The 25,746-nt window shown below is 56.2% G+C and carries 22 protein-coding genes and 1 riboswitch; of the genes, 8 read left to right on the forward strand and 14 right to left on the reverse strand.

The annotated features are described in order from the left end of the window. From NC979_RS11815 to NC979_RS11840, 6 genes are all read right to left on the reverse strand, one after another. On the reverse strand, positions 1-581 hold a 581-nt coding region (locus tag NC979_RS11815), incomplete at its 3' end, for a photosynthetic reaction center family protein (protein ID WP_488656487.1). Positions 582-787: 206 nt separating this feature from the next. After that, positions 788-1,135, reverse strand: a complete 348-nt coding sequence (locus tag NC979_RS11820) for a histidine triad nucleotide-binding protein (protein ID WP_190521546.1) — start codon at positions 1,133-1,135, stop codon at positions 788-790. Positions 1,136-1,228: 93 nt separating this feature from the next. Further along, on the reverse strand, positions 1,229-2,698 hold the full coding sequence (locus tag NC979_RS11825) for an FAD-dependent oxidoreductase (RefSeq protein WP_242024115.1): 1,470 nt from the start codon (positions 2,696-2,698) through the stop codon (positions 1,229-1,231). Between the two features lie 194 nt (positions 2,699-2,892). Next, positions 2,893-3,339: a MarR family winged helix-turn-helix transcriptional regulator gene (locus NC979_RS11830; protein ID WP_190521549.1), complete on the reverse strand. Its 447-nt coding sequence runs from the start codon at positions 3,337-3,339 to the stop codon at positions 2,893-2,895. Positions 3,340-3,374: 35 nt separating this feature from the next. Further along, positions 3,375-4,865 (reverse strand): carotenoid oxygenase family protein, encoded by a 1,491-nt coding sequence (locus tag NC979_RS11835; RefSeq protein ID WP_190521551.1) that lies wholly within the window; start codon positions 4,863-4,865, stop codon positions 3,375-3,377. A 105-nt stretch (positions 4,866-4,970) separates the two neighbouring features. Then, the gene (locus tag NC979_RS11840) at positions 4,971-6,422 is read right to left on the reverse strand and encodes a folate/biopterin family MFS transporter (protein ID WP_190521553.1); all 1,452 of its coding nucleotides are present in this window, start codon (positions 6,420-6,422) and stop codon (positions 4,971-4,973) included. A gap of 590 nt (positions 6,423-7,012) precedes the next feature. Between NC979_RS11840 and NC979_RS25365 the strand changes: the two genes are divergently transcribed. Continuing rightward, the gene (locus NC979_RS25365; RefSeq protein ID WP_190521555.1) at positions 7,013-9,826 is read left to right on the forward strand and encodes a DUF4912 domain-containing protein; all 2,814 of its coding nucleotides are present in this window, start codon (positions 7,013-7,015) and stop codon (positions 9,824-9,826) included. A gap of 95 nt (positions 9,827-9,921) precedes the next feature. Here the strand turns inward: NC979_RS25365 and hydA are convergent, their stop codons facing one another. Both hydA and NC979_RS11860 read right to left on the reverse strand, forming a co-directional pair. Next, positions 9,922-11,337 (reverse strand): dihydropyrimidinase, encoded by a 1,416-nt coding sequence (gene hydA / locus NC979_RS11855; RefSeq protein WP_190521557.1) that lies wholly within the window; start codon positions 11,335-11,337, stop codon positions 9,922-9,924. Between the two features lie 216 nt (positions 11,338-11,553). Continuing rightward, on the reverse strand, positions 11,554-11,799 hold the full coding sequence (locus tag NC979_RS11860; protein ID WP_190521559.1) for a hypothetical protein: 246 nt from the start codon (positions 11,797-11,799) through the stop codon (positions 11,554-11,556). 282 nt (positions 11,800-12,081) lie between these two features. Beyond that, a riboswitch (Glutamine riboswitch) is annotated at positions 12,082-12,175 on the forward strand. A 31-nt stretch (positions 12,176-12,206) separates the two neighbouring features. Here NC979_RS11860 and NC979_RS11865 point away from each other — a divergent pair. Further along, on the forward strand, positions 12,207-12,716 hold the full coding sequence (locus tag NC979_RS11865) for a DUF4278 domain-containing protein (RefSeq protein WP_190521561.1): 510 nt from the start codon (positions 12,207-12,209) through the stop codon (positions 12,714-12,716). Here NC979_RS11865 and NC979_RS11870 read toward each other — a convergent pair. The 4 genes from NC979_RS11870 to NC979_RS11885 form a co-directional block, all read right to left on the reverse strand. Further along, positions 12,713-13,498 (reverse strand): lipoate--protein ligase family protein, encoded by a 786-nt coding sequence (locus tag NC979_RS11870; RefSeq protein WP_431191065.1) that lies wholly within the window; start codon positions 13,496-13,498, stop codon positions 12,713-12,715. The two genes, NC979_RS11865 and NC979_RS11870, sit on opposite strands and share 4 nt — an antisense overlap. A 5-nt stretch (positions 13,499-13,503) precedes the next feature. Beyond that, positions 13,504-14,412: a lipoyl synthase gene (lipA, locus tag NC979_RS11875; RefSeq protein ID WP_190521563.1), complete on the reverse strand. Its 909-nt coding sequence runs from the start codon at positions 14,410-14,412 to the stop codon at positions 13,504-13,506. 52 nt (positions 14,413-14,464) lie between these two features. Further along, positions 14,465-14,830 carry a dihydroneopterin aldolase gene (folB, locus tag NC979_RS11880; RefSeq protein WP_190521565.1) on the reverse strand — a complete coding sequence of 122 codons (366 nt, stop codon included), beginning with the start codon at positions 14,828-14,830 and terminating at the stop codon, positions 14,465-14,467. A 193-nt stretch (positions 14,831-15,023) separates the two neighbouring features. Next, positions 15,024-16,199 carry an RNA polymerase sigma factor, RpoD/SigA family gene (locus NC979_RS11885; protein ID WP_190521568.1) on the reverse strand — a complete coding sequence of 392 codons (1,176 nt, stop codon included), beginning with the start codon at positions 16,197-16,199 and terminating at the stop codon, positions 15,024-15,026. 752 nt (positions 16,200-16,951) lie between these two features. On the opposite strand from NC979_RS11885, the gene priA reads away from it, so the two are divergent. Together priA and NC979_RS11895 are read left to right on the forward strand one after the other, a co-directional pair. Next, positions 16,952-19,582 carry a primosomal protein N' gene (gene priA, locus NC979_RS11890; RefSeq protein ID WP_190521569.1) on the forward strand — a complete coding sequence of 877 codons (2,631 nt, stop codon included), beginning with the start codon at positions 16,952-16,954 and terminating at the stop codon, positions 19,580-19,582. Between the two features lie 580 nt (positions 19,583-20,162). Continuing rightward, positions 20,163-21,023: a pantothenate kinase gene (locus NC979_RS11895; protein WP_190521571.1), complete on the forward strand. Its 861-nt coding sequence runs from the start codon at positions 20,163-20,165 to the stop codon at positions 21,021-21,023. Here NC979_RS11895 and NC979_RS11900 read toward each other — a convergent pair. Continuing rightward, positions 21,018-21,869 (reverse strand): M48 family metallopeptidase, encoded by an 852-nt coding sequence (locus NC979_RS11900; RefSeq protein ID WP_242024117.1) that lies wholly within the window; start codon positions 21,867-21,869, stop codon positions 21,018-21,020. The two genes, NC979_RS11895 and NC979_RS11900, sit on opposite strands and share 6 nt — an antisense overlap. Positions 21,870-22,110: 241 nt before the next feature. Between NC979_RS11900 and NC979_RS11905 the strand changes: the two genes are divergently transcribed. Beyond that, complete coding sequence (locus NC979_RS11905) at positions 22,111-22,647, forward strand: DUF4330 domain-containing protein (RefSeq protein WP_190521575.1); 537 nt, start codon at positions 22,111-22,113, stop codon at positions 22,645-22,647. Between the two features lie 214 nt (positions 22,648-22,861). Further along, positions 22,862-23,908: a biotin synthase BioB gene (gene bioB / locus NC979_RS11910; RefSeq protein WP_190521577.1), complete on the forward strand. Its 1,047-nt coding sequence runs from the start codon at positions 22,862-22,864 to the stop codon at positions 23,906-23,908. 191 nt (positions 23,909-24,099) lie between these two features. Here the strand turns inward: bioB and NC979_RS11915 are convergent, their stop codons facing one another. Continuing rightward, complete coding sequence (locus NC979_RS11915) at positions 24,100-24,702, reverse strand: TetR/AcrR family transcriptional regulator (protein WP_347403959.1); 603 nt, start codon at positions 24,700-24,702, stop codon at positions 24,100-24,102. Positions 24,703-24,922: 220 nt separating this feature from the next. Here NC979_RS11915 and NC979_RS11920 point away from each other — a divergent pair, with 220 nt between their 5' ends. Together NC979_RS11920 and NC979_RS11925 are read left to right on the forward strand one after the other, a co-directional pair. Beyond that, positions 24,923-25,408: an ester cyclase gene (locus tag NC979_RS11920; RefSeq protein WP_242024118.1), complete on the forward strand. Its 486-nt coding sequence runs from the start codon at positions 24,923-24,925 to the stop codon at positions 25,406-25,408. 127 nt (positions 25,409-25,535) lie between these two features. Then, positions 25,536-25,697: a hypothetical protein gene (locus NC979_RS11925; protein ID WP_190521579.1), complete on the forward strand. Its 162-nt coding sequence runs from the start codon at positions 25,536-25,538 to the stop codon at positions 25,695-25,697. The last annotated feature ends 49 nt before the right edge of the window (positions 25,698-25,746 follow it).

Below are 25,746 nucleotides of genomic sequence, written 5' to 3' on the forward strand. Positions count from 1 at the left end.
ATCAGGATGTTGTGCTCAGCCTGGAACACCAGCATGAAGTTGAAGGTACCAGAGATACCCAGAGGCATGCCGTCGGAGAAGGAGCCTTGACCCAAGGGGTAGATCAAGAACACAGCCACAGCGGCGGACAGCGGGGCAGAGTAAGCGACGCAGATCCATGGGCGCATGCCCAAGCGGTAGCTCAGTTCCCACTGGCGACCCATGTAGGCAAAAATGCCGATTAGGAAGTGGAAAATTACCAACTGGTAAGGGCCACCGTTGTACAGCCACTCATCGAGGGAAGCGGCTTCCCAGATGGGGTAGAAGTGCAGGCCGATAGCGTTTGACGAGGGCACAACGGCACCAGAGATGATGTTGTTGCCGTACATCAGAGAACCTGCAACGGGCTCACGGATGCCGTCAATATCGACCGCAGGAGCGGCGATAAAGGCGATCACAAAGCAGATGGTGGCGGTGAGCAGTGTAGGGATCATCAACACGCCGAACCAGCCCACATACAGGCGATTCTCGGTGCTGGTAATCCACTGGCAAAACTGCTCCCAAGCTCCCGCATTATCGCGGGCGCGAAGAGAAGTAGTCATAGTAAGAGTCCAGTGAATAACAACGAAAAATGGATGATAAATGCGCCACTAGAGATTCAAGCCCAGAAGTAAAAAATATCTGTGGGAAGCTAAAGCCCCACACTAGACCTGGCATAGTGACTCACTTCTATGCAGTGTAAAGTTTCTCTTTTCTACAGAAAACGCTGAGAAAAGAAAGTTTATTTCGTTGCACAAAAGTAAATGGCCTAGCCCGGTGGCCAATCTAAGCTACGTCCGCCAAGCAGGTGCAAGTGCAAATGGAAAACAGTTTGTCCGCCGTCGTCGCCGGTGTTGATCACCACCCGATAGCCGTTCTCAGTCAAACCTGCTTGGTCGGCCACCTGCTTAATGGTTAGCAATAAATGTCCCAACAGTTCTTTATCCTCAGAGGTTGCATCCGACAACTTGGGGATGGGCTTTTTGGGGATGACTAAAATGTGGGTAGGAGCTTGGGGCGTGATGTCAGTAAAGGCTAGGCAGAGATCATCCTCATAGACAATATTGGCCGGAATCTCTTTGCGGATGATTTTGCCAAAGATAGTGTCGCCACTCATGGGAAAAGTTGGGCTAAAAGACGCCGCTATTGTCGCATGGGCCTGGGAGTGGTGGGGTGTCGTCGCAGCAGGGATGCAGGGGCAACGCGCCGATTAGTTACAAACTTTCTGCGCTAGCGGTTTGACGGTGGGACTATGGAGAATCTTGCCGTCGTAGTTAAAGCGAGAGCCGTGGCAGGGGCAATCCCAGCTTTTCTCGGCCTGGTTCCAAGCGACAATGCAGCCCAGGTGGGGGCAGACAGCAGAAACGGTGTGCAGCTGACCGTTGTCGTCGCGGTAGGCGGCGACTTTGGCCCCTTTGTGGGTGACCAGTTTGCCTTCTCCAGGGTTGACGCTATCGGTGGAATCAAACAGGCCTTTGAAGCGATCGCCCATCCAGTGCGACCCGACATCCAAATTTTGCTGAACTGAGGTCTTGGTGACCAAGGGCGTTGGGCGGGTGGCGTCGTAGAGATCGGCCCAGGGGTGTCTATGGCCCAAAATGTTGTCCGCTAGCACCATGCCTGCGATCACTGACTTGGTCATGCCCCAGAGGCTGAATCCGGTGGCGACGTAGGTATGCTGGTGGGCCAAGGTGAGCTTGCCGATGTAGGGCAGCTTGTCGAAGGATTTATAGTCTTGGCTCGACCAGCGGTAGGCGGGTTCGACCCCAAAGTGGTTGTGCAGATAGGCTTCTAAACGCTGATAGCGTTCGTCGGTGGCGTCGTCTTGACCAACTTTGTTGCCCTCACCGCCGACAAGCAGCAGCAGCCCACCGTCGTCGGTAGGGGTAGTGCGAATGGAGCGATAGCCTTCGCCGACACCAATGTACATGCCCTGGGGAGCACGGTTGGCGTCGATGTGCCCCCCAACTAGATAGGACCGTTGGGGATAGCTCTTGGCAAAGAAAAGCCCAACATCCAGAATGGACAGGTTGGTGGCAATTACCACGTCTTGAGCGATGACCGTCGGCCCATTTTGGGTGATTACGCGGCCTGGGCCGTCATCTTTAACGGTGTCTACTCGGGTTTGCTCAAAGACGTGGCTGCCGTTGCCGGGCAGAGTGGCTGCGATCGCCAGCATAAACTTGCGTGGGTGAAACTGCGCCTGATCGGGCAGCATGATCGCTCCGGTGACCGACAGTGGCAGGTCTACGCTCTCGACAAAGGTAGCGGGGAGACCCACGCTCTGGGCCGCTTCTAATTCATCTTTGATTTGTTCGAGCCCAGCCTGATCGGTGGCGAAGGTGTAGTTGGCTTTGCGTTCAAAGTCGCAGTCAATGTTTTCGGCGGCGATTAACTCGGCTAGGCGGGCGATCGCGGCCTGGTTCGACTCTGCGTAGAGCCGTGCTTTCTCGATGCCGTGCTGGTCGATTAGATCTGCATAGATCAGCTGTTGCAGGGCAGATACTTTGGCGGTGGTGTGGCCGGAGGTGCCTTGCCCGATGCGATCGGCCTCAATCAATGCCACGGTCTTTCCGGCTTGCTTGAGCAGCTTAGCGGTCATCACCCCCGCTAGCCCAGCACCCACTATAGCCACATCTACCGTCACATCCTGACTCAGAGCCGGGTAGGTAGAAGGCAATGTCGAATCAATCCAGTAAGAAATATGCCTTCCGGGGCGAGTCATGGCAGAAAACCAGGATTGGGGAGATCACTAATCTTCCTAAACTTCGCTGTTGCCCCCCTCACTCCTAAGGCAAGGATCGGACTGCGCCTTTCAATAGACGGTTCTCTTCTTTGGCCAAGGTAGTCAAGAGCGCATGACGGTTCCCACCGCTAAAACGCCTGCCGCAGTTGCCCTAGTAGCACCCGCAACTGCTCTAGATTGGCCGCATCTAGATGGTCAAAGCGCTCTTTAAGGTGAGCAATATGGGCTGGAAACACGTCCTCAAAGACCTGATTTCCCTCAGGCGTCAGCTGCACAATGACGCTGCGACGGTTATCGGCGGGAGTCGATCGCTGCACTAGCTGCTTCTGCACTAGGCGAGCGACTACCCCGGTCAGAGTGCCCTTAGTAATCAGCGTTTTTTCGCCAATGTCGCCCATGGTCATGCCCTGGGTATTACCCAGAGTGGCAATGACATCAAACTGGGCAGGGGTCAGATCAAACTGCCGCACATGGGCGTCAGAGTAGGCCGAAAACGCCTGGTAGGCCCGTGCCAGCTCCCGTATCACCGCAATAAATGGCTCTTGTGCGGCTTTAGCAGGTGAAGCAGAGGCCATCGGCAGCAACTCGTACAGTTCTAGTTAGATTAATTCTAACCTTGAGCTTCCTCTAAGCTGTGGTCTGGGCCAAAGTATTGAGGCACAAAGTTGCCGTGCAGGCCGTAGGGCACATGGTGGGGTAGCTTGAGCCGGGCCACAGGGTCAGCGGTAATGTCGCGCCCATCCAAAATCACCAAGTCAGAGCAGCCGCGATCGGCGTTATACATCAGCACCAGCACCCAGCCGTCGTCATCCCCTTGGCCCTGCGGACGGGGCACAAACAGCGGCTCACCCATAAACCCGCGTGGGGCAGCGCTCCACAGCTGAGTTTCACCCGTGTGGGTGTCGAGCTTGAGCAGGGCTTGCAGCGGTGCGTTGCCCTCAGACCCATGAGCTGTCCCTATAAATAGATGTTGGTAGGGTCGACCAAGAACGTCGGGGTGCAGGGTGGGAAATTCCACACAGCGAGAAACCAGCGTATCGACCTGGGTGGTACCTGCCGCTACATCCACCGTAAAGCGCCAGAGCTGCCCTGCCGGAACATGGTCAAAGTCAACCTCAAGGTAGTCGCTGCCGTCTAGGGACGGGAAATTTTCGTAGCAAACGGAGTCGATAATCACCTGGCCGTCTTGTTCAAAGGCATTGGCATGGTGAAACACAAAGCAGGGGTCAGTCTCAATCACCTGCATGGGGTCGCCATTGCGCGGCACTAGCAGAATTTTGGTGGGCTGCTTGGGGTTGAAGCTAATGCACTCTGCCGCCCCTTTGAACCCCAGCAAGAAGGGCACTGGCCCAAAGCTCACAGGGTTTTGGAAGAAGATGGCGTAGTTGGGGGTGATGGCAAAATCGTGGATGAAAGCGAAGCCAGGAATGCTGTGGCTGTGCTGGCTGAGGGCATTGCCCTGGGCGTCGAGTTCGTAGAGGGTGATGGTGCTGGAGAGGCCAGTTTTAACCGAGAAGCCTACCAGCCGCTGGTCGCCGTGGTGGCCAGGGTCAACCTTAGGATGGGCCGTGAAGGAACCACCGGGGGCAATCAGGCCGTTTAGGTAGTCCAACCCTAGGGTGTCGAGGGTGGAGGGATCTAACCGATGGGGTTCGGCGGCTTCCCATAGGGCCAGCAGCTTGCCGGCCCAGTAGACAATGTTGGTGTTGGCGATGTTTTTGAGCTTCAGGTCAAAGGCGTTGGCCAAGGGGCCGCCGGGCTTTTGGGTGCCAAAGACGCCTCTGTAAAGCGGTTTCTGGGCCTGCTGCTCGGCTACGTAGCCTTCTGTACGTACAAAGCGGTTGCGAAAGTAGGCCCGTCCATTCTGCATGGCAATGCTGCTGATCATGCCGTCGCCATCGAAGGGGTGCTTGACGCGGTGGCCGTTGACCTCGAGCAGGCCAGGGCCGTTGCGAAACAGAGTGCCCTCTAGATCGGCAGGGATGGTGCCCTCAATATCGTCAATCCAGTAGCTGTATTCATGGGGTTGGGAGCGGTAGCCACCGCCCCAGTCTGCGAGGGAGAAGGTGGCGGCGGTGGGACGGGGTTGGGTCGCAGTCATAGTGGGGTAGTTGAGGAGTAAGGGAGATGGGGAAGATAAGGAGGTAAGGGAGATAGAGCGAAAACCGTGGGGTGCATCCGCGAAGCGATGCGAAACCTCGATCGGTCACTCTCGCTTCGCGAAGCGTTCCGGCCCGGAATCGCCCACGGTGACTGGGTGCTCAGTTACATGGGTTGAGAATAAACCTGTTGAACCCATGGGCGTATCTGCCGGGGGGAGACTTTCGGCATGTTCTTCGCTGCGATCGCTCACTCCCTGAGAAGAGGTGTTGGGCAGCAAAAACAGCAGGGGCAGGGGCAGCAGCGTGGTGAGATTGGTGATCAGCACCAGTTCCCACAGGTTGTCGAAGTTGGTCTCGGTGACGCTAAGCCAGTGGGTCAGCACCGCTCCTAGCTCGTGGGAAAGCAGCCCGGCTAGATTGACCACCGACATCAGTAGCGCAAACAGAGTGGCCTCTACGCCGGGGGGGCAGAGCCGCGCCGAAAGCACTAACACCGGCATGAAGGCAATTTCGCCCATGACGGTGAGCACCAGGCTGTCGCCGAGGCTAAACCACTCATCGCCAATGCCCAGGTTGCGATTGGCGTGGGTGACCAGCAGCAGCATGCTCATGCCGAGCAGGCTAGAGAGCACCGTAGACCAGGCAAAAATGGTGCGAAAGGGCACTGTGCGTAGAAACCGCTGAAAAACCCAGATGCCGAGGAGGGCAGCCAAACTAGTAACCAACCGCACCCGGCCCAAAAACTCGGGCTGAAAGCCTAAATCGTTAGTTGTGAAGAAAAAGAAGGCGGCATCAGCGGTGGGGGTGGCCTGCCACAGAAATAAGAAGAGTGCGGGCATCCAGATCGCCCGCTGGCGAACGGCCTGCCAGAGCTGTTTGACCTGGTTGCCCACCACCGCCCAGCTGGGAGAATCTACCGGATCCTCAATGATGAGCACCGCCACCAGGGACACGATCAGCGGAAAGGTGGCGGTAATGCCAAAGACGGCACGGGTGCTGATGTGCTGAAGCAGCGCGCCGCCCAGGTAAGCGGTGAGAACCCCCCCTACCGCCGAGGTGCCCCAGGCAAGGGATTGCAGCGTGCCGGCGTTGCCGAGGGATTCGCCTCGGGCCCGCTCTACTACGAGAGAATCGACGATTACGTCGCTGACGGCAACGGAGAGGGAGCTGAGGGTGATGGCTGCGATCGCAGCCCATCCCGTCTGCACCACCGTGGCTAACGCTAGCCACGCTCCCGCACCCAACAGCCCAGAAAGGATGAGGTAGGGCCGCCGTCGATAGCCAAAAATCGGCAGTCCATCCGACAGCAGGCCAAACACGGGCTTGATCGTCCAAGGCAGGGTGGCGATACCGCTGAGGGCAGCTACCTCGGCAGGGGTGAGGCCCAGGTCATCTTTGAGAAAAAAGCTCACCGCTAGCCGCGCTAGGCCCAAGATGCCCTGTACGAAGTACACCAGCAAAATGGCGGCCAGTTCTGAGGTTAGGGGCTGGCCAAGCAGAAGGCGCTGCTCCACAAAACCTTTGATGCCGCTAGAAGTGGGGGAAGAAGCCGTCATGAATAAATCAGTCTTGCTAAATAATCGTGCTGAAATTTGTTAAGAAATGTCAATGGTTTTCCCATGATAACCCGCTGGCTGAGAGTGGGTTAGGTCGGTGACCGTGCCAGAGCACTCTGGTGCTGGGGTCAGAAGTTCGATGTAGAGGCCTGTGCAGAGGCCGACTTGCCTGACTCAGCGTTCGCCATGAACTTCTTTATTGGAAGATGTAGATGGCACGGGCGAGGCTGTAGAAAAAATTTCGTAGGGTTGGTTTGGGGGCGATCGCTAGAGATGAGGTCGTGAGTGAGGCTTGACCTGCCCCCGCTATCGGGGAGAGTGTGACGTTGCTGCTTCGTCCCCATTTTCAGTCTGATGAGATGGCGCATTTTTCTCAATATTCAGGGATTTAGAGCCGATATTTGCCTTCAACTGCCCCTAGCCTTTGACCATTGACTCCCCTAGCGAATGCTGCAATAGTTGAGCGTAATTCTCGGGTACGCACCAAATCTGGGGTAGTCAACGGGTTTTGCGAGATAGCATACGTCCGTTGTACCTATGGACTTGGTATATTTGCCTAGCCTCCCGTTCTTTGCCTCCCCCGTCAAACGATGCAGTATTCAGTCAAGCTTCTCGTTGCCGCACTGTTTGCCCTGAGCCCAGCCGCTCACCCAGAGCTGAGGAATTTTGCCCTGGCCCAGGTAGCTCAGAGCCCGGCCTTTTCGCTGCCTGAAACTGTGCCCTCAGGCACTACCCTCTCGATTCAGAGTTCCCCTAATTTGGGCTTTGCTGCCGATGCCCTCAAGAAGGAGTTTGAAGCGGCCTACGACGGTAGTGAAGTGGGCGTGGAGGTGACCAACAGCGATGGGGCGATCGCGGCGCTAATCGATGGCGACACTGACCTAGCAGCGATCGGGCGTCCCCTGACGGAGGAAGAGCAGGCGCAAGACCTAAATACGGTCGCTCTAGATCGAGCCAAAATTGCCATTATTATTGGTGCCGACAACCCCTTCAACGGCAACCTAACCTTTGAGCAGTTTGCCGGCATGTTTCGCGGCGACATTACCGACTGGGCTGAAGTCGGTGGAGAGCCTGGTCCAATTCGCTTTGTCGATCGCCCCGAAGACAGCGATACGCGACGTTCGCTCAGCCAGTACGACGTCTTTGGTGGCGCTTCGTTTGAGGCTGGCCCTACTACCGACACTGTGGCTGAAGATGACACGGCAGCGGTGATTCAGGCGTTGAACGATGACGGCATTAGCTATGCGATCGCCCCCCATGTCACCGATCAGCCGGCGGTCAAAATCGTGCCCATGCACCAGACCCTGCCCGATGACCCCCGCTATCCCTATTCGCAACCCCGCTACTTTGTCTATAAAGGTGAACCTAGCCCCGCAGTAGCCGCCTTTTTGGGCTACGCCACCTCCTCCACCGGGCAATCGGCCCTAGCTGCGGCTCAGGTTGCTGAGGTGGGAGAGGTAGCGGCAGGGGTAACCGCCCCAGGCTCCCCCGCTGCCGAAGAAACCCCAGCGGCGGCTCCTGCCCCTGGTGAGACAGACCCCGCTGCTACCGAGGCTCCGGCCGATCCGGCCCCGGTAGCCGACAATAACGCTGGATTTCCCTGGTGGTGGCTGCTGCTGCCTTTAGCAGCTTTGGGTGGGTTAGCCTGGGCGATCGGTCGCAGCAGACGCGGGTTAACACCAGGCCCTGGCACCCCTGCGGATGCTCCTCCTACTGCCGAACATCCCCTGCCCACCCCAATCGATCCTGCCGTTGCTGCTCCCCCGGTTGAGCCGGTTGTAGTGCCGCCTGTCGTAATAGATGAGCCCATAGCCGCTGCTGTGCCAGAAGAGCCCGTGCCGGTTGTCGATCTTCCCGACTCCGCTCCGGTCGAGCCACCCGTACCTGAACCTGAAATTGTCGCTGTAGATGAAGTGCCCGCTGCCCCCGAACCGGTAGTAGCCCCCCCAGAGCCTGAACCGGCTATGCCCGCTGCTATCCCCGTGACGCTGGGGCTTGCAGGTTTGGCTGCTGGGGCCGCTGCGTCAGAAGCACCCGCGCCGGTTGTCGATCTTCCCGAACCTGCTCCGGTCGAGCCACCCGTACCTGAACCTGAAATTGTCGCTATGGATGAAGTGCCCGCTGCCCCCGAACCGGCAGTAACCCCCACAGAGCCTGAACCGGCCGTGCCTGCTGCTGTCCCTGTGACGCTGGGGCTCGCAGGCTTGGCTGCTGGGGCCGCAGCATCTTTGGCCAGCACTGAAGATCAGTCTGCCGTTGAGGCCAGCAAATATAATGTGATCGGTCGACCGGCTGAAGGCGATATAGATCTGTCTACTATTGATGACGGTCTGCCGCCCTTGCCCGACGGCTATGGCGAAAGCCGCATTGTGCTAATGCCCCGTGATCCGCAATGGGCCTACGCCTACTGGGATACACCCAGTTCTCGCAAAGAAGAGCTGCGCCGTCAGGGGGGCGAACATCTGGCCCTGCGGTTGTACGACGTCACCGGCATCAATTTAGATAGCCAGGCTCCCCACAGTCTGCAACAGGTGGGCTGCGACGAACTGGCCCGCGAGTGGTACATGCAGATTCCGGTGAGCGATCGCGACTACCAAGTCGAGATTGGCTACCTGACGGGCGATGGCCGCTGGCTGGTGCTGGCTCGCTCTAACACCATTCGCGTACCGCCCGTTTACCCCTCCGACTGGACAGAAGAACATTTCCTCACCGTTATCTGGGACGAAAATCTGCGCGGCAAGACCATCATGACGCTGGTTGATCCTCGCGTTGAGAGGGCCGATGCCGGTGCGCTGCATGCCCAGCTCTATTCCTTGGCCCAGGGCGGTGAAGCTCTGCGCGTGGATGGCTCTTTGTTTGGCTCGATGCAGCACGTGGCTGGGTCTATGGCACCCTCCATTAGCTCTTTCATCTTTCCGTCCGGGGCGGGTCTAGGCGCGGCGGCAATTGGGCCTGGTCCGACCATGTCCGGGGTATCGGGCTTTACCCTCTCGGGTTTCCCTGGGGCAATGGCTGAATTTCCTGGCCTGACAATGTCGGGCATTGGCAGTCTCACCATGTCAGGGGTTGCTGGTCTGACCATGTCTGGAGCAGGCTTTTCGGCCTCGGCGCCACCCATTCGGCCCCGCGAGTTTTGGCTGGTGGCCGATGCCGAGTTGATTGTTTACGGTGCGACAGAACCCGATGCTACCGTAACCGTGGCGGGCAACCCCATTCAGCTCAACGAAGATGGCACCTTCCGCTTCCAGATCTCCTTCCAGGACGGCACTGTTGACTACCCGATTATGGCGGTGGCGGCCGATGGCGAGCAGAGCCGCAACATTCACATGACCTTTGAGCGCCAGACCCCTGAGCGACGCACCAACACCAAAGACGAAGCCCAGGAAGAGTGGCCGAATTTATAGTTTTGGGGTGAATAGAGGGCTGACTTGTGGGGAGGGGTATAAGGTTTAGGGTCTAGGGCTGCCCCTACGACCTTATACCCTGGACCTTGCACCCCTTAAAGCACTCTTCCTGAGGCGCTGCGGGGAAGATATTGGCCCATGCCCGATCGCCCCAGCCATTCGTCGCCATCGACAATGCACTGGCCCCGCAGAAAGACTTTTTTGACCTTGCCCGTGACTTCTCGCCCCTCAAACAGCGAATAATCCACCAGGGAATGATGAGTGCTGGCGCTGAGGGTGTGAGTTTCGTTGGGGTCAAACAGCACCAGGTCGGCATCGCTACCGACAGCGATCGTGCCCTTCTGGGGAAATAGGCCAAACATTTTGGCCGGGGCGGTAGCGGTGAGCTGCACAAAGCGGTTGAGGTTGATGCGTCCGGCTCTGACTCCACCGTCGTAGAGTAGTGTCAGGCGCAGTTCTACCCCAGGGGCACCGTTGGGGATGCGGTTGAAATTATCCCGACCGACCTGCTTTGACTTGAGAATCCCGAGGGGGTTCTCGTTCATGCAGAAAGGGCAGTGGTCGGTGGCCACCAGCTGAAGGTCATCGAATTGGAGCCCCCGCCACAGGGCATGTTGGCAGTCGTGATTCCTTAAGGGTGGAGTCATCACGTATTTTGCCGCCTCAAAGCCGGGAGCGTCGTACTCCGACTCATCGAGAAAGAGGTAGTGAGGGCAGGTTTCGGCAAAGGCATGAATGCCGCGATCGCGCGCCTCCACTACTGCCTCCAAGGCTTCCTTTGCCGATAGGTGCACAATGTATACCGGCACCTCCGCCAGCTCCGCAATGCGAATCACCCGGTGGGCGGCTTCCCCTTCCATTAGGCTGGGGCGGGTGAGCTGATGGTATTTAGGCGAAGTGTTGCCCTGCTCTAGCGCCTCTTCAATCAGCGCTTGAATGACCACGCCATTCTCAGCGTGGAGGTTGACCATGCCGCCGTGATCGCCCGTGCGGCGCATGGTTCTAAAGATATCGGCGTCGTCAACCATCAGCACGCTGGGGTAGGCCATGTAGAGCTTGAAGCTAGACACCCCATCCTGGTTGATCAGATCGGGTAGCTCGGCTAAAGAGCCGGGGTTAATGTCGGTGAGAATAACGTGAAAGGCGTAGTCAACGCAGCACTGGGGTTCAGCCGCCGCCAGACGTCTATCTAAGGCTGCCTTGGGGCTGTCGTTGTGGAACTGCTGAGCAAAGTCAATGATGGTGGTGGTGCCGCCAAAGGCTGCTGAGCGAGTACCCGTTTCAAATGTGTCGCAGGTGTAGACATCGTTGCCCATGGGGGTTTCCATGTGCACATGGGCGTCAATGCCGCCGGGTAGGACTAGCAAACCGGCGGCATTGTGACATTCAGCATTCTCTACCGAGAGCTGGCGGCCAATGGCCTCAATGCGGCCATCTTGAATGAGGATGTCACCCTGGTAGTCGTCTACCGCTGTGACAATGCGACCACCCTGAATCAATACCGATGTCATAGCAAGCCTTTGCAGCGAAACGGCTGGCCAAGTGGCCCAATTGCCCATTCCCTCAGGGGAAGCGCAATGTTGCTATGACTATAGTGAGTGACCTAATGTTTGCCCATTAAATAAATGTGCAGTTGTAGGGGGAGGAAGGTTCCAGGTTTAGGGTTTAGGTATGACGAGCCACCGTGAACCTTATATCTTGCACCTTGCACCATAAACCCCAGATCCCTAGTTGCGATAGTGCAACTCTTCGAGCCAGGTGCGGAGCTCGTCGGCAGAAGCGTGGTCGATCGCCATCTGGGTAATGGGGTCGTAGGCATTCCACAGAGTTTGATCAGAGGTATCGCTGGCTTTCCACACGCGGGGTTCAGTGGTGGCTTCGAGGTGAGCCAACAGGTTTTGCCAGAGGGTGCCGAGTTGGGCAACCAGGCCAGTGGTGCTGCCATTGTGAATCGGCCAATAGCTGCTATTCATAAGTAGATCTCCTTTAGTGTTGCGTCGAGGGTTTTTCACCCACAACCTGAGAATAGATTTCTGTATCTAAAATTACAAAAACTTTCTGTCATGGTAGATATGAATAACTTTCATGGGCGATTTGCGGAGCGTAAAGCCTATGGCATCAAGAAACGGGAACCGACTCGGAACGAGTATCTGTTCCGGAATCGCTTGCTAAAGCGATGCATATGCTCTCCATGTAGAATTGTCAAAAGCTGATATTTTCAAAAAACAGTAGCGTATTATACAAATATCAAGATAATCGTTCATCTCCCCCTGACGTTTACTGGGTGCATTCCCCCTCAGGCACCCCAGATGGGAGACGGAAGTAGGGACACTCCCGAAGGAACGCGCCTCACTACGCATCGCTTCTAGGAGGCGGCATTATGAAACTCACCTATCGCGGTCACAGCTACGACGCTCCATCTCAGCCCGCGCCCAAAGTGGGCGAAACCATCGACACCGGCAACTATCGAGGTGCTCCAGTGGCATTTGAGGCTTTGGCCGAACTGCCTGCTCAGCCCGCTGCCGATTTGACCTGGCGTGGTGTGTCCCATCGCACGGGTATTGCTGCTCCGGTGGCAGCGATTCCGGAACGGATCGCTCCGCGAATCGCCCCGGTGGTCATAGCCGCAGAGCTGCCGGCGGTTGCCGCTAGCCTCGTTGCCCCTGCGGTGGAATCTGAAGCCACGCCTGTTAACATCTCTGACCTAGCCCGCAACCTGTTTATTCGCCGTCACCAGCGCAGCCGTCGCCGCGAGCAGGGCATGATGGTGCGCCTAGCCGCTGAGGTCGGCATCTCTGTAGAAGACGCGGCTCACTACGAAAGCCACATTCAAGGCAAAATGCCCCATGATTTCTCCGGCTACGATCGCGGCTCAGCCGCCATGAGCTAGCTTCGAACCGATACGGCAGATGGCTCGGTGCTCTGGCACTCCGGGCCATTTTTTTGTGCCAGGGCGTAGACCTCTACCCACTCTTGTTGGGTTAGAGGTTGGGCAATGAGCTGGCAATTAAAGCAATCCTCGGCCGCCTGAGTGAGCGATTCAATGATTTTGGAGACGGTCAACCCCTGTCGCACAGCCAGCTGGGCCTGACTCGCTGGCCGTGCTGGCGTTTGAAACACCTGCTGCCACAGCTCGGCATCGGTCATCAATCCCATCGAGCCATGCTGAAGTAGGCAGGAACCGCGCCGCAGCTGGGCACTGCCGATCACCTTGATGCCTTGAGCATCGACCAAATCGGCACTGGTGGCCAGGGCAAAGCAGTTGTGCGAACGTCCATAGTCTCGACCGGGCTGCCCAAACGTGAGGGATACACCCAACTTTGCCCAGCCCGCAATTAAGAACTGGCAGAGAAATCTGTAGGCTTGGTCGCGGCTTCCAGCAATGTGAGAAGTCACTAGGGCATAGGTCAAATCGCCTTGGTGTAGTACTCCACGCCCGCCGGTCGGTCGCTGCACCAGCTCCACCGGCTGTCCCTGCCAGACAAGACTTTGCCAATGGTCAGGCATCTGCCGCCGCTGGCTTGCCCCTAGGGAAATCGCTGCCGGATTCCAGGTGTAGAACCGCAGGGTGGGCGGATGCCCCTGGTGCTGATGCTGATCGAGCAGCCAGGCATCGATCGCCATCTGCACCGCGCCGGAGGCATCCAGCAATGGAATCAGCCGCCAGGTCACCTGACTCAAGGCGCTTCCCCAGCGTGGTAAGAGCTGCGCACCAACGGCCCAGAGCGCACATGCTCGAATCCGAGTCCTTGGGCAATTTTTCCTAACCGGGTGAACTCTTCAGGAGTCCAGTAGCGATCGACTGGACGGTGATCGAGAGAGGGGCGCATGTATTGGCCGATGGTGATGCGATCGCACCCCACCTGCCGCAAATCTTGCATCGCCTCAATCAGTTCTGCCTCGGTTTCGCCGTGGCCCACCATCAGTCCCGATTTTGTCGGCATGGTGTGGTCAAATTCCTTCACCAGCGATAGGACACGGAGGGAGCGATCGTACTTAGCCCCGCGCCGCACTGGATCTTGCAGTCGCCGCACAGTTTCGAGGTTGTGGTTGTAGCAGGCGGGCTTGGCAGCCACTACGGTCTGAACGCGATCGGCCTGCCCGACTGCACGGGTTGGCCCACCCCAAAAGTCTGGAGTCAACACTTCGATTTCAATCCCCGGATTCTCCTGACGAATGGTGTGCATCACGGTGGCGAACCAGCTGGCCCCGTGGTCGGGTAAATCATCCCGCGCTACCGAAGTCAGCACCACGTAGCGCAAGCCCAGCAGCCGTACCGATTCCGCAACCTTTTCGGGTTCGTAGGGGTCGAGGGTCATGGGCGCGTGGCCCTTTTCCACCTGACAAAATGAGCAGGCGCGGGTGCACACCGACCCCATCAGCAAAAAGGTGGCGGTGCGGTTGGCGTAGCACTCGCCTCGGTTGGGGCAGCGGCCCTCTTCGCAAATGGTGTGAATTTGCCGCTCTTTGACAATGCGCTGCACTGCCGAAATCTCGCTGGCGTTGCCGATAGGGCGACGCAGCCAGTCGGGCATGCGCTCTAGCTCAGCCCTGAGCTGCTGCCGTGAATTGGTTGTAGAAGTCATGAGCCACCGTGGGGTAGGCACTGCCCACCAGGTTTACGTTAGGAATTACCGCTTACTGGATTCTATCGCGGGTGATTTCTACCGCCACCTGACCCGTGTAGTCGGGGATAGGTGGATTGAGCTTGGTAACTTTGACCGTGACCCGTTGCAGACGCGCATCAGAGTCGAGCGCTAGGGTAGCGATCGCCCCCGCCAGCCGCTCAATTAGCGCAAACTTGGCTTCGCGAATAATCTGCTGGGTGCCGTTGATCACGGTGCGATAGTCGTGGGTGTCGGCGAGGCGATCGCTCTGGGTAGCCTCAGCCAAATCCAAATACAGTATGAGGTCGGCCTGAAACCACTGGCCCAGCACGTTTTCTTCGGGCAGCGCCCCCGTGTAGCCGTAGGCGCGAATATTGCTTAAGTGAATGGCATCCATAAAGTACGAGATTTTTGATTGAGAGATGAATATTATCTTCGCTCCGCTCCTCAGATATTTGGTGCAACACGCCAACTAAAACCCCCCTTATTTAGGAAGGGCAGAGGAGATCTCTAAAGAGACCGTTGACCACTGCCCTCCCAAACTCGGGGGGCGGGAGATTTGGAGATGTGTCTTACCGAACGGCGTTGAGCTACTTGAGCCAACCTTTGAGGCGGGCAGCCACCTGGGGCCGCCGCAGCTTGCGCATAGCTTTGGTTTGAATCTGGCGCACCCGCTCTCGGGAGAGGTTGAAGATGCCGCCCACCTCTTCTAGCGTGTGAGTCTCGCCAGTCGCCAGCCCATAGCGCAGCGTAATGATATCTTTTTCGCGTTCGGTCAGCACCTCGCCCAGCACGCTGGTAATTTCTTGGCGCATCATGTTTTCGCTAATTTTAGACTCCGGTGTCTGGGTGCTGCTGTCTTCGAGCAGCTCCATCAATTCGGTGTCTTCGCCTTTACCAACGCGGTGGTTTAAGGAGAGCGATCGCCGCCGCACCTGCTGCAAACTTCTCAATTGATCAACCGTCACATCGAGGGCATCAGCCAGTTCTTGCTCGCTGGGGTTGCGCTGCAAATCGCGCCGCAGATCGCGGTGAGCTTTCTTCAGCTTGTTCAACTTTTCCACAATGTGGATCGGCAGGCGAATCGTGCGGGCATCGTTGGCGATGGTGCGAGTAATGCCCTGGCGAATCCACCAGTAGGCGTAGGTCGAAAATTTGTAGCCCTTGTCGGGATCAAATTTTTCGGTGGCTCGGTTTAATCCCAGCGCTCCTTCTTGAATTAAATCGAGAAAAGGCACTCCTCGGTTTAAATAGCGCTTGGCGATCGACACCACCAACCGCAGGTTAGAGCGAATCATTCTTCGCTTGGCAGTTCTACCTTCGTGGAGCTTTTGGGTGAACTCCGCTTCGCTGATCTTTAGTTTCTCAACTAGTTCTTGTCGGTTGGGTTTACGACCCAACTCTTTTTGCAATTTTTCACTGGCGGCTTCGACCTTAGATAAGAAGCGTACCTGCCGGGCAAGCTCAATTTCTTCACTCGGCTTTAGCAGCGGGTAGCGCGCCATTTCCTTAAAGAAAGCCCCAACGGCATCGTCGGTAATGGTTTTGCTATAGCCCGACAGCCCCATCTCTGACATGGCCTCTGACTGAGAAAACTTTGCCAGAACCTCCCGATCTTCGTCCCAGGCCGTAAGGTCTGGGGTGATTTGGCTATCAGCGGCAGACACCTTTTCTGCCACTCGATTTAAGTCGGTGTCGAACCCATCCATGGATTCATCGGCCCAAGCAATAGAACTGTCTCTGTCGGAGTTATATGTAGTGGCCATGGGGTAAATAAAACTGTATACCTACGGGTCGAAGCATGCAGATTGAAGGCATGTATATTCGGGTTGCCTTGCCAATGGCAACCCCTGACAAAACGCTTGATCCCGGAACTGGATCTTTAGACTTATTTTGTGAGTCCACAATACGGATTATTTTGTGAATTCCCAGGCAATGTAACATTTCTTTGGCAACTTGCGTAGTGTAACAGCCAATCCAAAAAATGGACCGAAAATTTAAGGGTAACCTCCAGGATTTTTTGCTATCCTCGGACACTTTGCCTTGTTATTGATTGCCATCTAGGGATAGAGATAGGTATCCAGGGTTGGGGCAGATTGCTGTTGATCTGGGTTTAGAGATCTATATTTTTTCTTCTATATGGTTTGGCTCCGTTTTCAACAGATTGTGGAAAACTTTCCACAATCTGTTGAAAACTTTCCACAGATTGCATTCTGTTAAAAACTAACGGGCTTGAGTGTTTAAACCCGATTCGAGTCTGGCTGAGGATTGTGATCTGTAGGGAGGCTAATCGATACCAACCTGAATTGGGGATAGACAGCGCTGAGTGCTGAGGCTATTCACGCTATCGCCAATCTTGAATGGTGGATTGCGTCTGCCAGTACTGTTGCCTCAAGCGGCGCGGTCACACCCCAAAATGAGATGTCGTTGATTGGGGGAAAGGTTGTTAATCAGTCTTCAGTCAGCTGGTCAAACAACCTCTTACACTGGCAGAGGTAACGTAGGTGGTGTAAAACACGTGGGCCTTGGTGAGAGTGGACCCCAGCCTCAGTGGGTCAACGTTTTGGTGGACTATGGCGGCCAGCCCGCAGAATATACCTATGTAGTGCCTGCTTCGCTAGAGGTACAGGTGGGTGACATATTAACGGTGCCCTTTCGTCATCAAAGCATTGGCGCGATCGCCCTTTCCCTTTCCCTAACTCCTCCAGCCAACTTGGTGGCCCACCAGATTAGATCTGTAGAGGGCGTGGTTGAACAGCGGTTTTTCGCCCCGCCCTACTGGGTGTTGTTGCAGCGGGTGGCTCACTACTACCAAGTGCCGCTGATGCAGGTGCTCAAGACAGCGCTGCCGCCAGGGCTGCTAGCCAAATCCCAGCGACGGCTGCGGCTGCGGCGCGATCGCCTGCCCCAGATCCCCTTAGCGCCAGGGCTGAAGGAGCTAGTGGAGGATCTCCAGCGATCGCCCACGGGAGACTACACCTGGCCCTATCTACAAAAACGCGGCCACAGCTATCGAACCCTGCAACAGCTTATCCAGTTGGGTTGGGCCGAGTCTTACTTGGCACCACCCCAGCCGCCCCAAGCCAAGCGCCGCCAGGCAGTTACCCTGGTCTGCGGCGACACCCTACCCTCCGCTTTGACGGCCCGTCAGCAAGACATCATTGCTACACTGCGCCGTCAGGGTAGCGATCTGTGGCTGAGCGATGCTTTGCAACTGTGCCAAACCACCAGTCCTACTCTGAGGCGATTGGCCCAGATGGGCTGCTTGGTGATCGAGCCGCGCGAGCAGCTGCGGACTGAAACTGGGCCAGCGCTGCTGCCCGATCAGCCCAAGCCCCTTACCCACTATCAGGCTCAGGTGCTCGCTCCTATTAATAAGAGTCAGCAAGGGAGTCAGTTTTTACTGCATGGGGTAACGGGGTCGGGGAAGACCGAGGTGTATTTGCAGGCGATCGCCCCTCGCCTTGCCGCTGGGCAGTCGGCCCTGGTGCTGGTGCCCGAGATTGGCCTCACTCCCCAGCTCACCGATCGCTTTCGCCGTCGCTTTGGCGCTCAGGTGTGGGTCTACCACAGCAATCTAGCCGATGGCGAACGCTACGACACCTGGCGGCAGAGCCTCAGGCCGTCTAAACCACTAGTGATTGTAGGCACCCGTTCTGCCATCTTTATGCCCCTGCCCAACCTGGGCCTGATCATTCTCGACGAAGAACACGACAGCAGCTACAAGCAAGACGTGCCCCCCTGCTACCACGCTCGCACCGTCGCCCGTTGGCGAGCTGAGTTGGAAAACTGCCCCCTGGTGCTCGGTTCCGCTACGCCCTCCCTCGATACCTGGGTGCAGTGTCAGGGGTTGGGCGAGGAGATGTTAGACGCAGCGATGCCAATAGATCGGGAAATGGCCGTATCCCGAACGAAGACGCTAGATGACCGCCAAATTTCAACCTTGGCAGGTGTTGAAACTTCGATTGCCTCCAACTTTGGCGGGCTTGGAGAGCGCTCTGCCTTAGCATCCAGTCAGACTATGCGCGCCGCCAACTCTCAACGAAAAGAATCCCTGCCCTGGACATATCTTTCGCTGCCGGAGCGGGTGCAGGCCCAGCCGCTGCCCACTGTAAACGTTGTGGATATGCGCGACGAGCTACAAGACGGCAACCGCAGCATTCTCAGCCGATCGCTACAAACCGCTTTGGCCACCATGAAAGCCGAGGGCAACCAGGGATTGTTGTTCATTCATCGGCGGGGGCACAGCAGTTTTGTGTCGTGCCGCAGCTGTGGCTATGTGATGATGTGCCCCCACTGCGATGTGTCGCTGTCGTACCACCAGCCAGGGGCAAACAGCGCCATGACTCTGCGCTGCCACTACTGCAACTATAGCCAGAACCATCCCAAACACTGCCCGGCCTGTAGCTCACCCTACCTCAAACACTTTGGCAGCGGCACCCAGCGGGTAGTTAATGCTCTGGCTGAAACCTTTCCAGAGCTCAGCTGCATTCGCTTCGACAGCGACACTACCCGTACCAAAGGGGCTCACCGCGCGCTGCTGACTCGCTTTGCCGAGGGTGGAGCCGATCTGCTGGTGGGTACCCAAATGCTGACTAAGGGCATCGATCTGCCCCAGGTTACCCTGGTGGGCATCATTGCCGCCGACGGACTCCTATATATGAATGATTATTGGGCCAGCGAGCGAGCGCTGCAAATGCTAATTCAGGTGGCGGGGCGGGCGGGGCGCGGCACCCAGCCAGGGCAGGTCTTTTTACAGACCTATACCCCCGACCATCCGGTGGTAGAAGCGGTTACCCGCCATGCTTATGAGGGCTTTATCGCCGCTGAGTGGACGCAGCGACAGTTATTGCAGTACCCGCCTGCCGGGCAGATGGTGCTACTGCGGCTCAGCAGTACCGATCCTGACGCAGTGCAACAAACGGCTGAAATCCTCGCTCAGCATGTGACTCAGATGCTGGCCGGGTCGTCTTATCAACTGCTGGGACCAGCCCCAGCACCAATTCCGCGAGTTGCCCGTCGCTACCGCTGGCATCTAGTCGTCAAAGGCCCCCTGCATGAGCCTTTACCTAACCTACAAGACCTGAAACGCCATTGCCCCAGCCAAGTGAGTCTCACTATTGATGTCGATCCGCTAAATTTGGCTTAAATTTAGTCTTTCAAGGATCCCAAAAGATATTTTCTGCTGAGAACTTTGTTACCATTGCTAACCCCTGTAACGACGGGTAACGATACGTCAAACGCCTTTGCAGGCCCCTTTGGCTGTGATAGTTTAGATATATCGAAAACAACTGAATACCCCGCAAGCCTAACTCGGTTAACAGCCTTTACGAGCTGGTGCTTTAGTTAGTAACAAACTCAAATTCGCTTCAAAACAATCCTTCTAGAGGTGGTCATTCTTGACCTTAACCTACCCTAACTGCCGGTCAGGCAACGGATTGTGAAAAGCAACTGTAGTTTAGCGAGATTGCCCATTCTGTTGATTTTTTGTCCATTCTTGAGGTGTTTAACTCAGTTAAGCAGCTTGTTTCAGCCACGGCAGCCCTTAAGCTTGTCTGGCCAACCCCATGAAAAAGACTTAACGGAGAGTGGCCAAGATGGTCACTCTTCAGTTTTTTAAAGGGTATTGCTGCGATTGCTTTCCCTCTAAAATCCTGACGCATTCAAAAGAACTAAAAAGTGCAGTTCTTTCCCTAAAATTTTCCCGTCTCGCCGTTATCGATGCGTTTATGGGTACAGGTCGTCAATCTTTTTGGCTAGCTTTGATCATTGGCAACAGCCGCTGGCATTGGGCTGCCTTTGCAGATGATGGTCACGATTCGGGGGTAGGCGATCGCTGGCTAGGGTCGTGGCACACCGCTCACCTATCAGAATCCCAGGTGAATACGCTCTATCAAGGCCATTTTGCGCTCTCGGCTTGGCAGCAGTTGGGGATTGAGACCGCTCTTCCCTCTAACGCAGACAACGGGAACCAAGGGCTGGGGGAGCATCCCGAAATTTGGCTGGCTTCCGTCGTCGATGCGCCCCTAACTTGGCTGTTGGACTATCCCAACATTTACCCGATCAAAACTGAACAGGTGCCGCTGCAAAACACCTACGCCACCTTTGGGGTAGATCGCGCTCTAGCGCTGGTGGGTGCAGGGGATGTCTGGGGCTGGCCGGCGCTGGTAGTTGACTGCGGTACGGCTCTAACCTTTACCGCTGGAGTCGAGCAACGTCTGATCGGGGGCGCAATCTTGCCGGGGTTGCGATCGCAATTTCGAGCCCTCCATACTCATACCGATCGGCTGCCAGCACTAGAGTTTAATCCTGAGATTTGGCCCCAGCGTTGGGCAACCAACACGGCTGAGGCGATCGCTAGCGGCATTTTGCACACCCAGCTAGCGGGAATTCGCGATTTCATTCAAGCTTGGCAGACTGACTGGCCCCAGGGCGCGGTCGTGCTAACGGGGGGAGATAGCGCGGCTGTCTATCACGCCATGAAAAAGCAGACCCCGCCCCTGACCCAGCAAGTCAGGGTAGACCCAGACCTGGGATTTTGGGGATTGAGGGTCTGCCGTCAGCAGCTCAAGCAATTGGAGACGCTATAGACCGCGAATGCGATTGCGGTAGGCGTTGGCATCGGTGCCCACCCCATTGTTGGGATAGGTGCCACTGCTGTTCATACTTTGCAGGTTGCTTACCCGGTTGCCGGGGTTGGGGTGGGAACTCAAAAACTCAGCCGAAGACCCACCCTCTAGCTTTTGCATAAAGGTGATAAAACCCCTAGTGTCATAGCCCGCCCGGCCCAGGTTGTTAAATCCACGGCGATCGGCGTCATACTCAGCCTCGCGGCTATTAGGTAGCTGTAGGGCAAGCTGTACCCCAATGTTCACCAGGGCATCTTGACGCACTTCTAGGGCACCGGCCACACCACTGGCTAGCGCCTGCTGTCGCATCTGGCCAATGGCGTGGCGTCCAGTGATGTGGCCAATTTCGTGGGCCATTACACCAGCTAGCTCAGCTTCATTAGCTGCCGCCTTAATTAGTCCGGTTTGAATGTAGACAAAGCCGCCAGCAGTGGCGAAGGCGTTGACGCCGTCGTCATCTACCACCTGAAACGTGTAGGGTATGTTGGGGCGATCGCTATTTGTCGCCAGGCGCTGACCAATTTCATTTATATAAGCATTAACGCCCGAGTTGCGGTTGTAAACCCGTACCCCCGCCTGGGCCTTGAGTTGGCGGTCAATTTGGCCGCCTAGGTTGACTTCATCCTGGTCAGACAGGTTGCCCAGCTGCACATAGCGAATGCCCTGAAAAATCAGGTCAAAAATGCCGGCCTGGGACGCAGTGGGAGTCGATAGGCCAATGGTGATCGCCATGACGGCGGCCAGTAAGCCATACAGCCCGCGGCGCAAAAAAGAATTTTTTGTCAGTTGCGTGAGAGGAGTAAGCATAGGAGTGCCCCAAGTACCGCTGAGGTACAGAACTATATCCATCTTGCCCCGCTACGCGTCTGGCGACCACAGCTAGTGGTCAGTAATAAATTTGGCTTCGCTATCCTATGGGCACTAGGTACAGGTGCGATCGCGCAAGGGCAAGCTCACGCCTCAAACGAGCCACCCTGTGGTTCAATGGGATCGACATTCTCCTTTATTAAAACCACTCACCTTTTCCCTCTGCGAGGGCACCCTAGCCATGACCCTACTCGACGCTAAAGGCCGCCTGTTCGGCAAAGTCAGCATTTTAGATGTTGCGGCGGCGCTTATTATATTGATGGTCCTGTTTGGTATTTTTCTATATCCGGGCACCTCAGGGTCAGTGGCGCAGGTCGGTGCAACCACCAAGCCAGTGGAAGTAGACGTCATGGTGCGTGGTCTCTCCTCCTCTGACCCCAAACGGCTATTTGCAGCCATTAAGAATTCTGAAACTACGAACATCATCATTCGCAACCAGCCCTATGGCCAGGTCAAGATTAAAAACGCGGTGCTGCTGCCTCGCAGTACTACTGTGCCCCAGCCCGATGGCACGGTCAAAGCCCTGCCCGACCCTCGCCCTGAGTTGAACTACACACTGGACATGCTCATCACCCTCGAAGACGATGCCCAAATTACCGATACCGGGCCAGTGTTTGGCAACAGCAAGGTCAAAGTAGGTACTCCGATTGAGCTGGATGGCGATCTCTACAATTTCAACGCCAGCACCGTGGATGTCCGGGTTTTAGAAAACAGCTAGGCTAGCCGCTGTCTTACGTTCTTGATTTCCCCTCAGTTGCTTAAACAAGACCAGTCGAGGGGCCAAGCGGAGATGCATCTCTGCCCAGGTCTTACTGAGATTCTGCGCCTCCTGAGTTTGGGGAGAAATGGTCGCCCTCATACCCGGAAAGCTATGGGGATCTAATCTGAGACAATAGAAACCTTAATTCTCCCCAACCACTTACCTCACCGCTATGACTGCCACTTCTACTGTGACTTCCCGTGTCAATTGGCAAACTCTGGCAGACCAGGCTTTAGCTGGTGAGGTGCTGAGTCGAGAGCAGGCTGACGCCGTCCTCACCGCCCCTGACACAGAGCTGCTCGATCAACTGGCGGCAGCCTACCGAGTGCGGCGACATTACTGGGGCAACCGGGTAAGGCTGCACTTTTTGCTCAATGCCCAAAGCGGCTTGTGCCCCGAAGACTGTCACTACTGCTCGCAGTCGAAAATCTCTGCTGCCGAAATCGAAAAATATCCCTTTATGGCCCAGGAGAAAATCCTGGCGGCGGCTGAGCGGGCCAATACGCTAAAGGCCGGTACGTTTTGCATGGTGATTTCGGGGCGATCGCCTTCCGATCGCGTCTTTGGTGAAGTGCTCGACGCGGTGCGTCAGGTCAAAGAACGCTACCCCATGAAAATCTGTGCCTGCCTCGGCCTGCTCGATGAAACCCAAACCCAGCAGTTGGCGGCGGCGGGAGTTGATCGAGTGAACCACAATCTCAACACTAGCGAAGCTAACTACGGCGAGATCTGCACCACCCACACCTTTGATGACCGGGTGAATACTATTCAGGCGGTGCAGTCGGCGGGCATGACCACCTGCTCTGGGGGCATCTTTGGCCTGGGCGAGTCGAATGACGACATTATCGACATGGCCCTGGCACTACGGCGGTTGGAGGTGACCAGCGTGCCGCTGAATTTTCTGATTCCCATTGAGGGCACACCTTTCGAGGGTCGCCATGAGCTAAACCCGCGTCAGTGTCTGCGGATTTTGTGTCTCTACCGACTGCTGCTGCCCTCCCAAGAAATTCGCATTGCCGGTGGCAGAGAAGTGCAGCTGCGGCAGCTTCAGCCCCTAGGCCTCTATGCCGCCAACTCAATTTTTGTGGGCGATTACTTAACGACACCTGGGCAAGCCGCTCAGGCTGACTACGCCATGATTCGCGATGCTGGGTTTGTGCTCGAAGGCCCTGACGGCGAGGCCATGGAGCTGCCAGAAGCAGTCTTCGCAGTCCCGTAGGGTGGGCACTGCTCACCATCCTGACGTGGACCGATGAAATTCTACTCAACCGAGCACAGACTGGGGGCTGGGGGCCAAAGCTCATACAGGCAATACTCCTTTTCAACAAGGAAACAACCGTGCCTGCTGAGAGTGAGTAGATAGCGCGGCACCCAACCGATGGCTTCGGTGGGTGGATAGTTTGAAAAACCTTAGGCAGCCTGCGATCGCGTCACCAGGTTTACCAAACTATCCACCAAGCGCTTGGGCTCCATGGGCATAATGTGCTCCCCGTGCATCACACTCTGGGTCATGATAAAAAACACCGTCGCGCCCAGCACCACTCGCGCTGTCGCCTCTGGGTCGGGCAAATTTAGTTCTGGGCAGCCCTTGAGATAGTCGGTGAGCTGGTCGGCGGCAGGTTTGGTGAGATATTCCACAAAAGCCTGGGCTAGCTGTGGAAAACGGCCCGACTCACCCGCCACTAGACGCACAAAATTTTGATAGTCGAGGTCGTGGAGCTCGCTCTCAATGGCGTTGGTAATTAAGCGCCGAATCACCACTTCAGGACGGCCCTCTAGGTTGCCGTCGCCCATCACCTGCTCACACCGGGCCTGGGCCACATACTGAATCAGCGCTCGAAACAGTCCCTCTTTGTCTTTGAAATAGTTGTAGACCGTTGGTTTAGAGACTCCGGCGGTGGCGGCTACTTTGTCCATGCTGGTGCCAGCGTAGCCATTTTGCAGAAACTCTTGCATTGCTCCCTGCAAAATTTGCACGGCTTTGTCATTTAGCACTGCCGGACTTTGAACCACGCGTTGCCACCTCTCTAACCCAATTGATTCATGTATAGCACCCGATCGCCGGGAGACATAGCAACTCGGCCCCTGCGATCGCATTGAGCCAAGTCGCTGCTCACCCCAGAGCATCCCCTAGGAACCAAAGCAACAGAGTATCGCTCTATACACTCATTCTAACGAGGCATTGACTAATTTTACCAAACCGTTTAGTTTAGTTTTGTTGCCTCTAATAACTTTGGCGAATCAATCTATGCAGGCGACAGAGCCTAATCAGGACTTGGTGCTTCGTTTCTACAAAGCCTTCGACGATCGCACCATCGATCGTGCCCTAGATTTGCTCGCGCCTAACTTTGTCGCTCACCAAGCAGGAATGCCTGAGCCCCTAAACAAAGAAGGCTTTAACCAGTTTGGTCTGTCGTTTTATACGGCCTTTAGCCAGGGTCACCACAGGTTTGATGAAATTGTTGCGGCGGGCGATCGCGTCGTCACCTGCGGCACGTTTACAGCTACCCATCTTGGCTCCTTTCAAGGTTTACCACCCACCGGTAAGCAAATCAGCCTAGCGGTTATGCACATTGACCGAGTGGAGAACGGCAAGATTGTTGAACACTGGGGCCATGGCGATGCCCTGGGGCTGATGCAGCAGCTTGGCGTTGTCTTTCTACCCGGGCCTAAGCTGCTTCCCCATCTGCTACGCAGTGCTGTGACTCGATGGTTTTAGTCGGTGCGCCAGCTCTTAACTAAGTCTGAGAACTATCGCCATCGGGTCAGGATCTCGACTGAGTGAACCTGTGACTAATCGAGCTTTTCTCTGGGCCTTTTTTTGGCCTTATACCTAGGTATGACCTGTGCAAACTTCCATCTATCGCGATTTTAAGTGGAACCGTATAGCGTTTGCTCTGCTGGCAACATTGATTCTTGCCGACACCGCCCCCCATCCACAGCTGTCACCAGGGCTGCTGCAAACCTTCGTAGTGCAAGTGCAGTCTTCTCTACAAAATGAGCAATAGCCGGTTGGGATGTAGCTAAGATTCCATAAACTCGTCCCCCGAAGGGGCA

Source organism: Leptolyngbya subtilissima AS-A7, assembly GCF_039962255.1.
GTDB lineage: Bacteria > Cyanobacteriota > Cyanobacteriia > Phormidesmidales > Phormidesmidaceae > Nodosilinea.

Excerpts from the sequence above, each read along its gene's own strand:
- NC979_RS11820 (WP_190521546.1), bottom strand. The coding sequence starts at position 1,135 with ATGAGTGGCGACACTATCTTTGGCAAAATCATCCGCAAAGAGATTCCG.
- NC979_RS11830 (WP_190521549.1), bottom strand. The coding sequence starts at position 3,339 with ATGGCCTCTGCTTCACCTGCTAAAGCCGCACAAGAGCCATTTATTGCG.
- NC979_RS11835 (WP_190521551.1), bottom strand. The coding sequence starts at position 4,865 with ATGACTGCGACCCAACCCCGTCCCACCGCCGCCACCTTCTCCCTCGCA.
- NC979_RS11840 (WP_190521553.1), bottom strand. The coding sequence starts at position 6,422 with ATGACGGCTTCTTCCCCCACTTCTAGCGGCATCAAAGGTTTTGTGGAG.
- NC979_RS25365 (WP_190521555.1), top strand. The coding sequence starts at position 7,013 with ATGCAGTATTCAGTCAAGCTTCTCGTTGCCGCACTGTTTGCCCTGAGC.
- hydA (WP_190521557.1), bottom strand. The coding sequence starts at position 11,337 with ATGACATCGGTATTGATTCAGGGTGGTCGCATTGTCACAGCGGTAGAC.
- NC979_RS11860 (WP_190521559.1), bottom strand. The coding sequence starts at position 11,799 with ATGAATAGCAGCTATTGGCCGATTCACAATGGCAGCACCACTGGCCTG.
- NC979_RS11865 (WP_190521561.1), top strand. The coding sequence starts at position 12,207 with ATGAAACTCACCTATCGCGGTCACAGCTACGACGCTCCATCTCAGCCC.
- lipA (WP_190521563.1), bottom strand. The coding sequence starts at position 14,412 with ATGACTTCTACAACCAATTCACGGCAGCAGCTCAGGGCTGAGCTAGAG.
- folB (WP_190521565.1), bottom strand. The coding sequence starts at position 14,830 with ATGGATGCCATTCACTTAAGCAATATTCGCGCCTACGGCTACACGGGG.
- NC979_RS11885 (WP_190521568.1), bottom strand. The coding sequence starts at position 16,199 with ATGGCCACTACATATAACTCCGACAGAGACAGTTCTATTGCTTGGGCC.
- NC979_RS11895 (WP_190521571.1), top strand. The coding sequence starts at position 20,163 with ATGGGTACAGGTCGTCAATCTTTTTGGCTAGCTTTGATCATTGGCAAC.
- NC979_RS11900 (WP_242024117.1), bottom strand. The coding sequence starts at position 21,869 with ATGCTTACTCCTCTCACGCAACTGACAAAAAATTCTTTTTTGCGCCGC.
- NC979_RS11905 (WP_190521575.1), top strand. The coding sequence starts at position 22,111 with ATGACCCTACTCGACGCTAAAGGCCGCCTGTTCGGCAAAGTCAGCATT.
- bioB (WP_190521577.1), top strand. The coding sequence starts at position 22,862 with ATGACTGCCACTTCTACTGTGACTTCCCGTGTCAATTGGCAAACTCTG.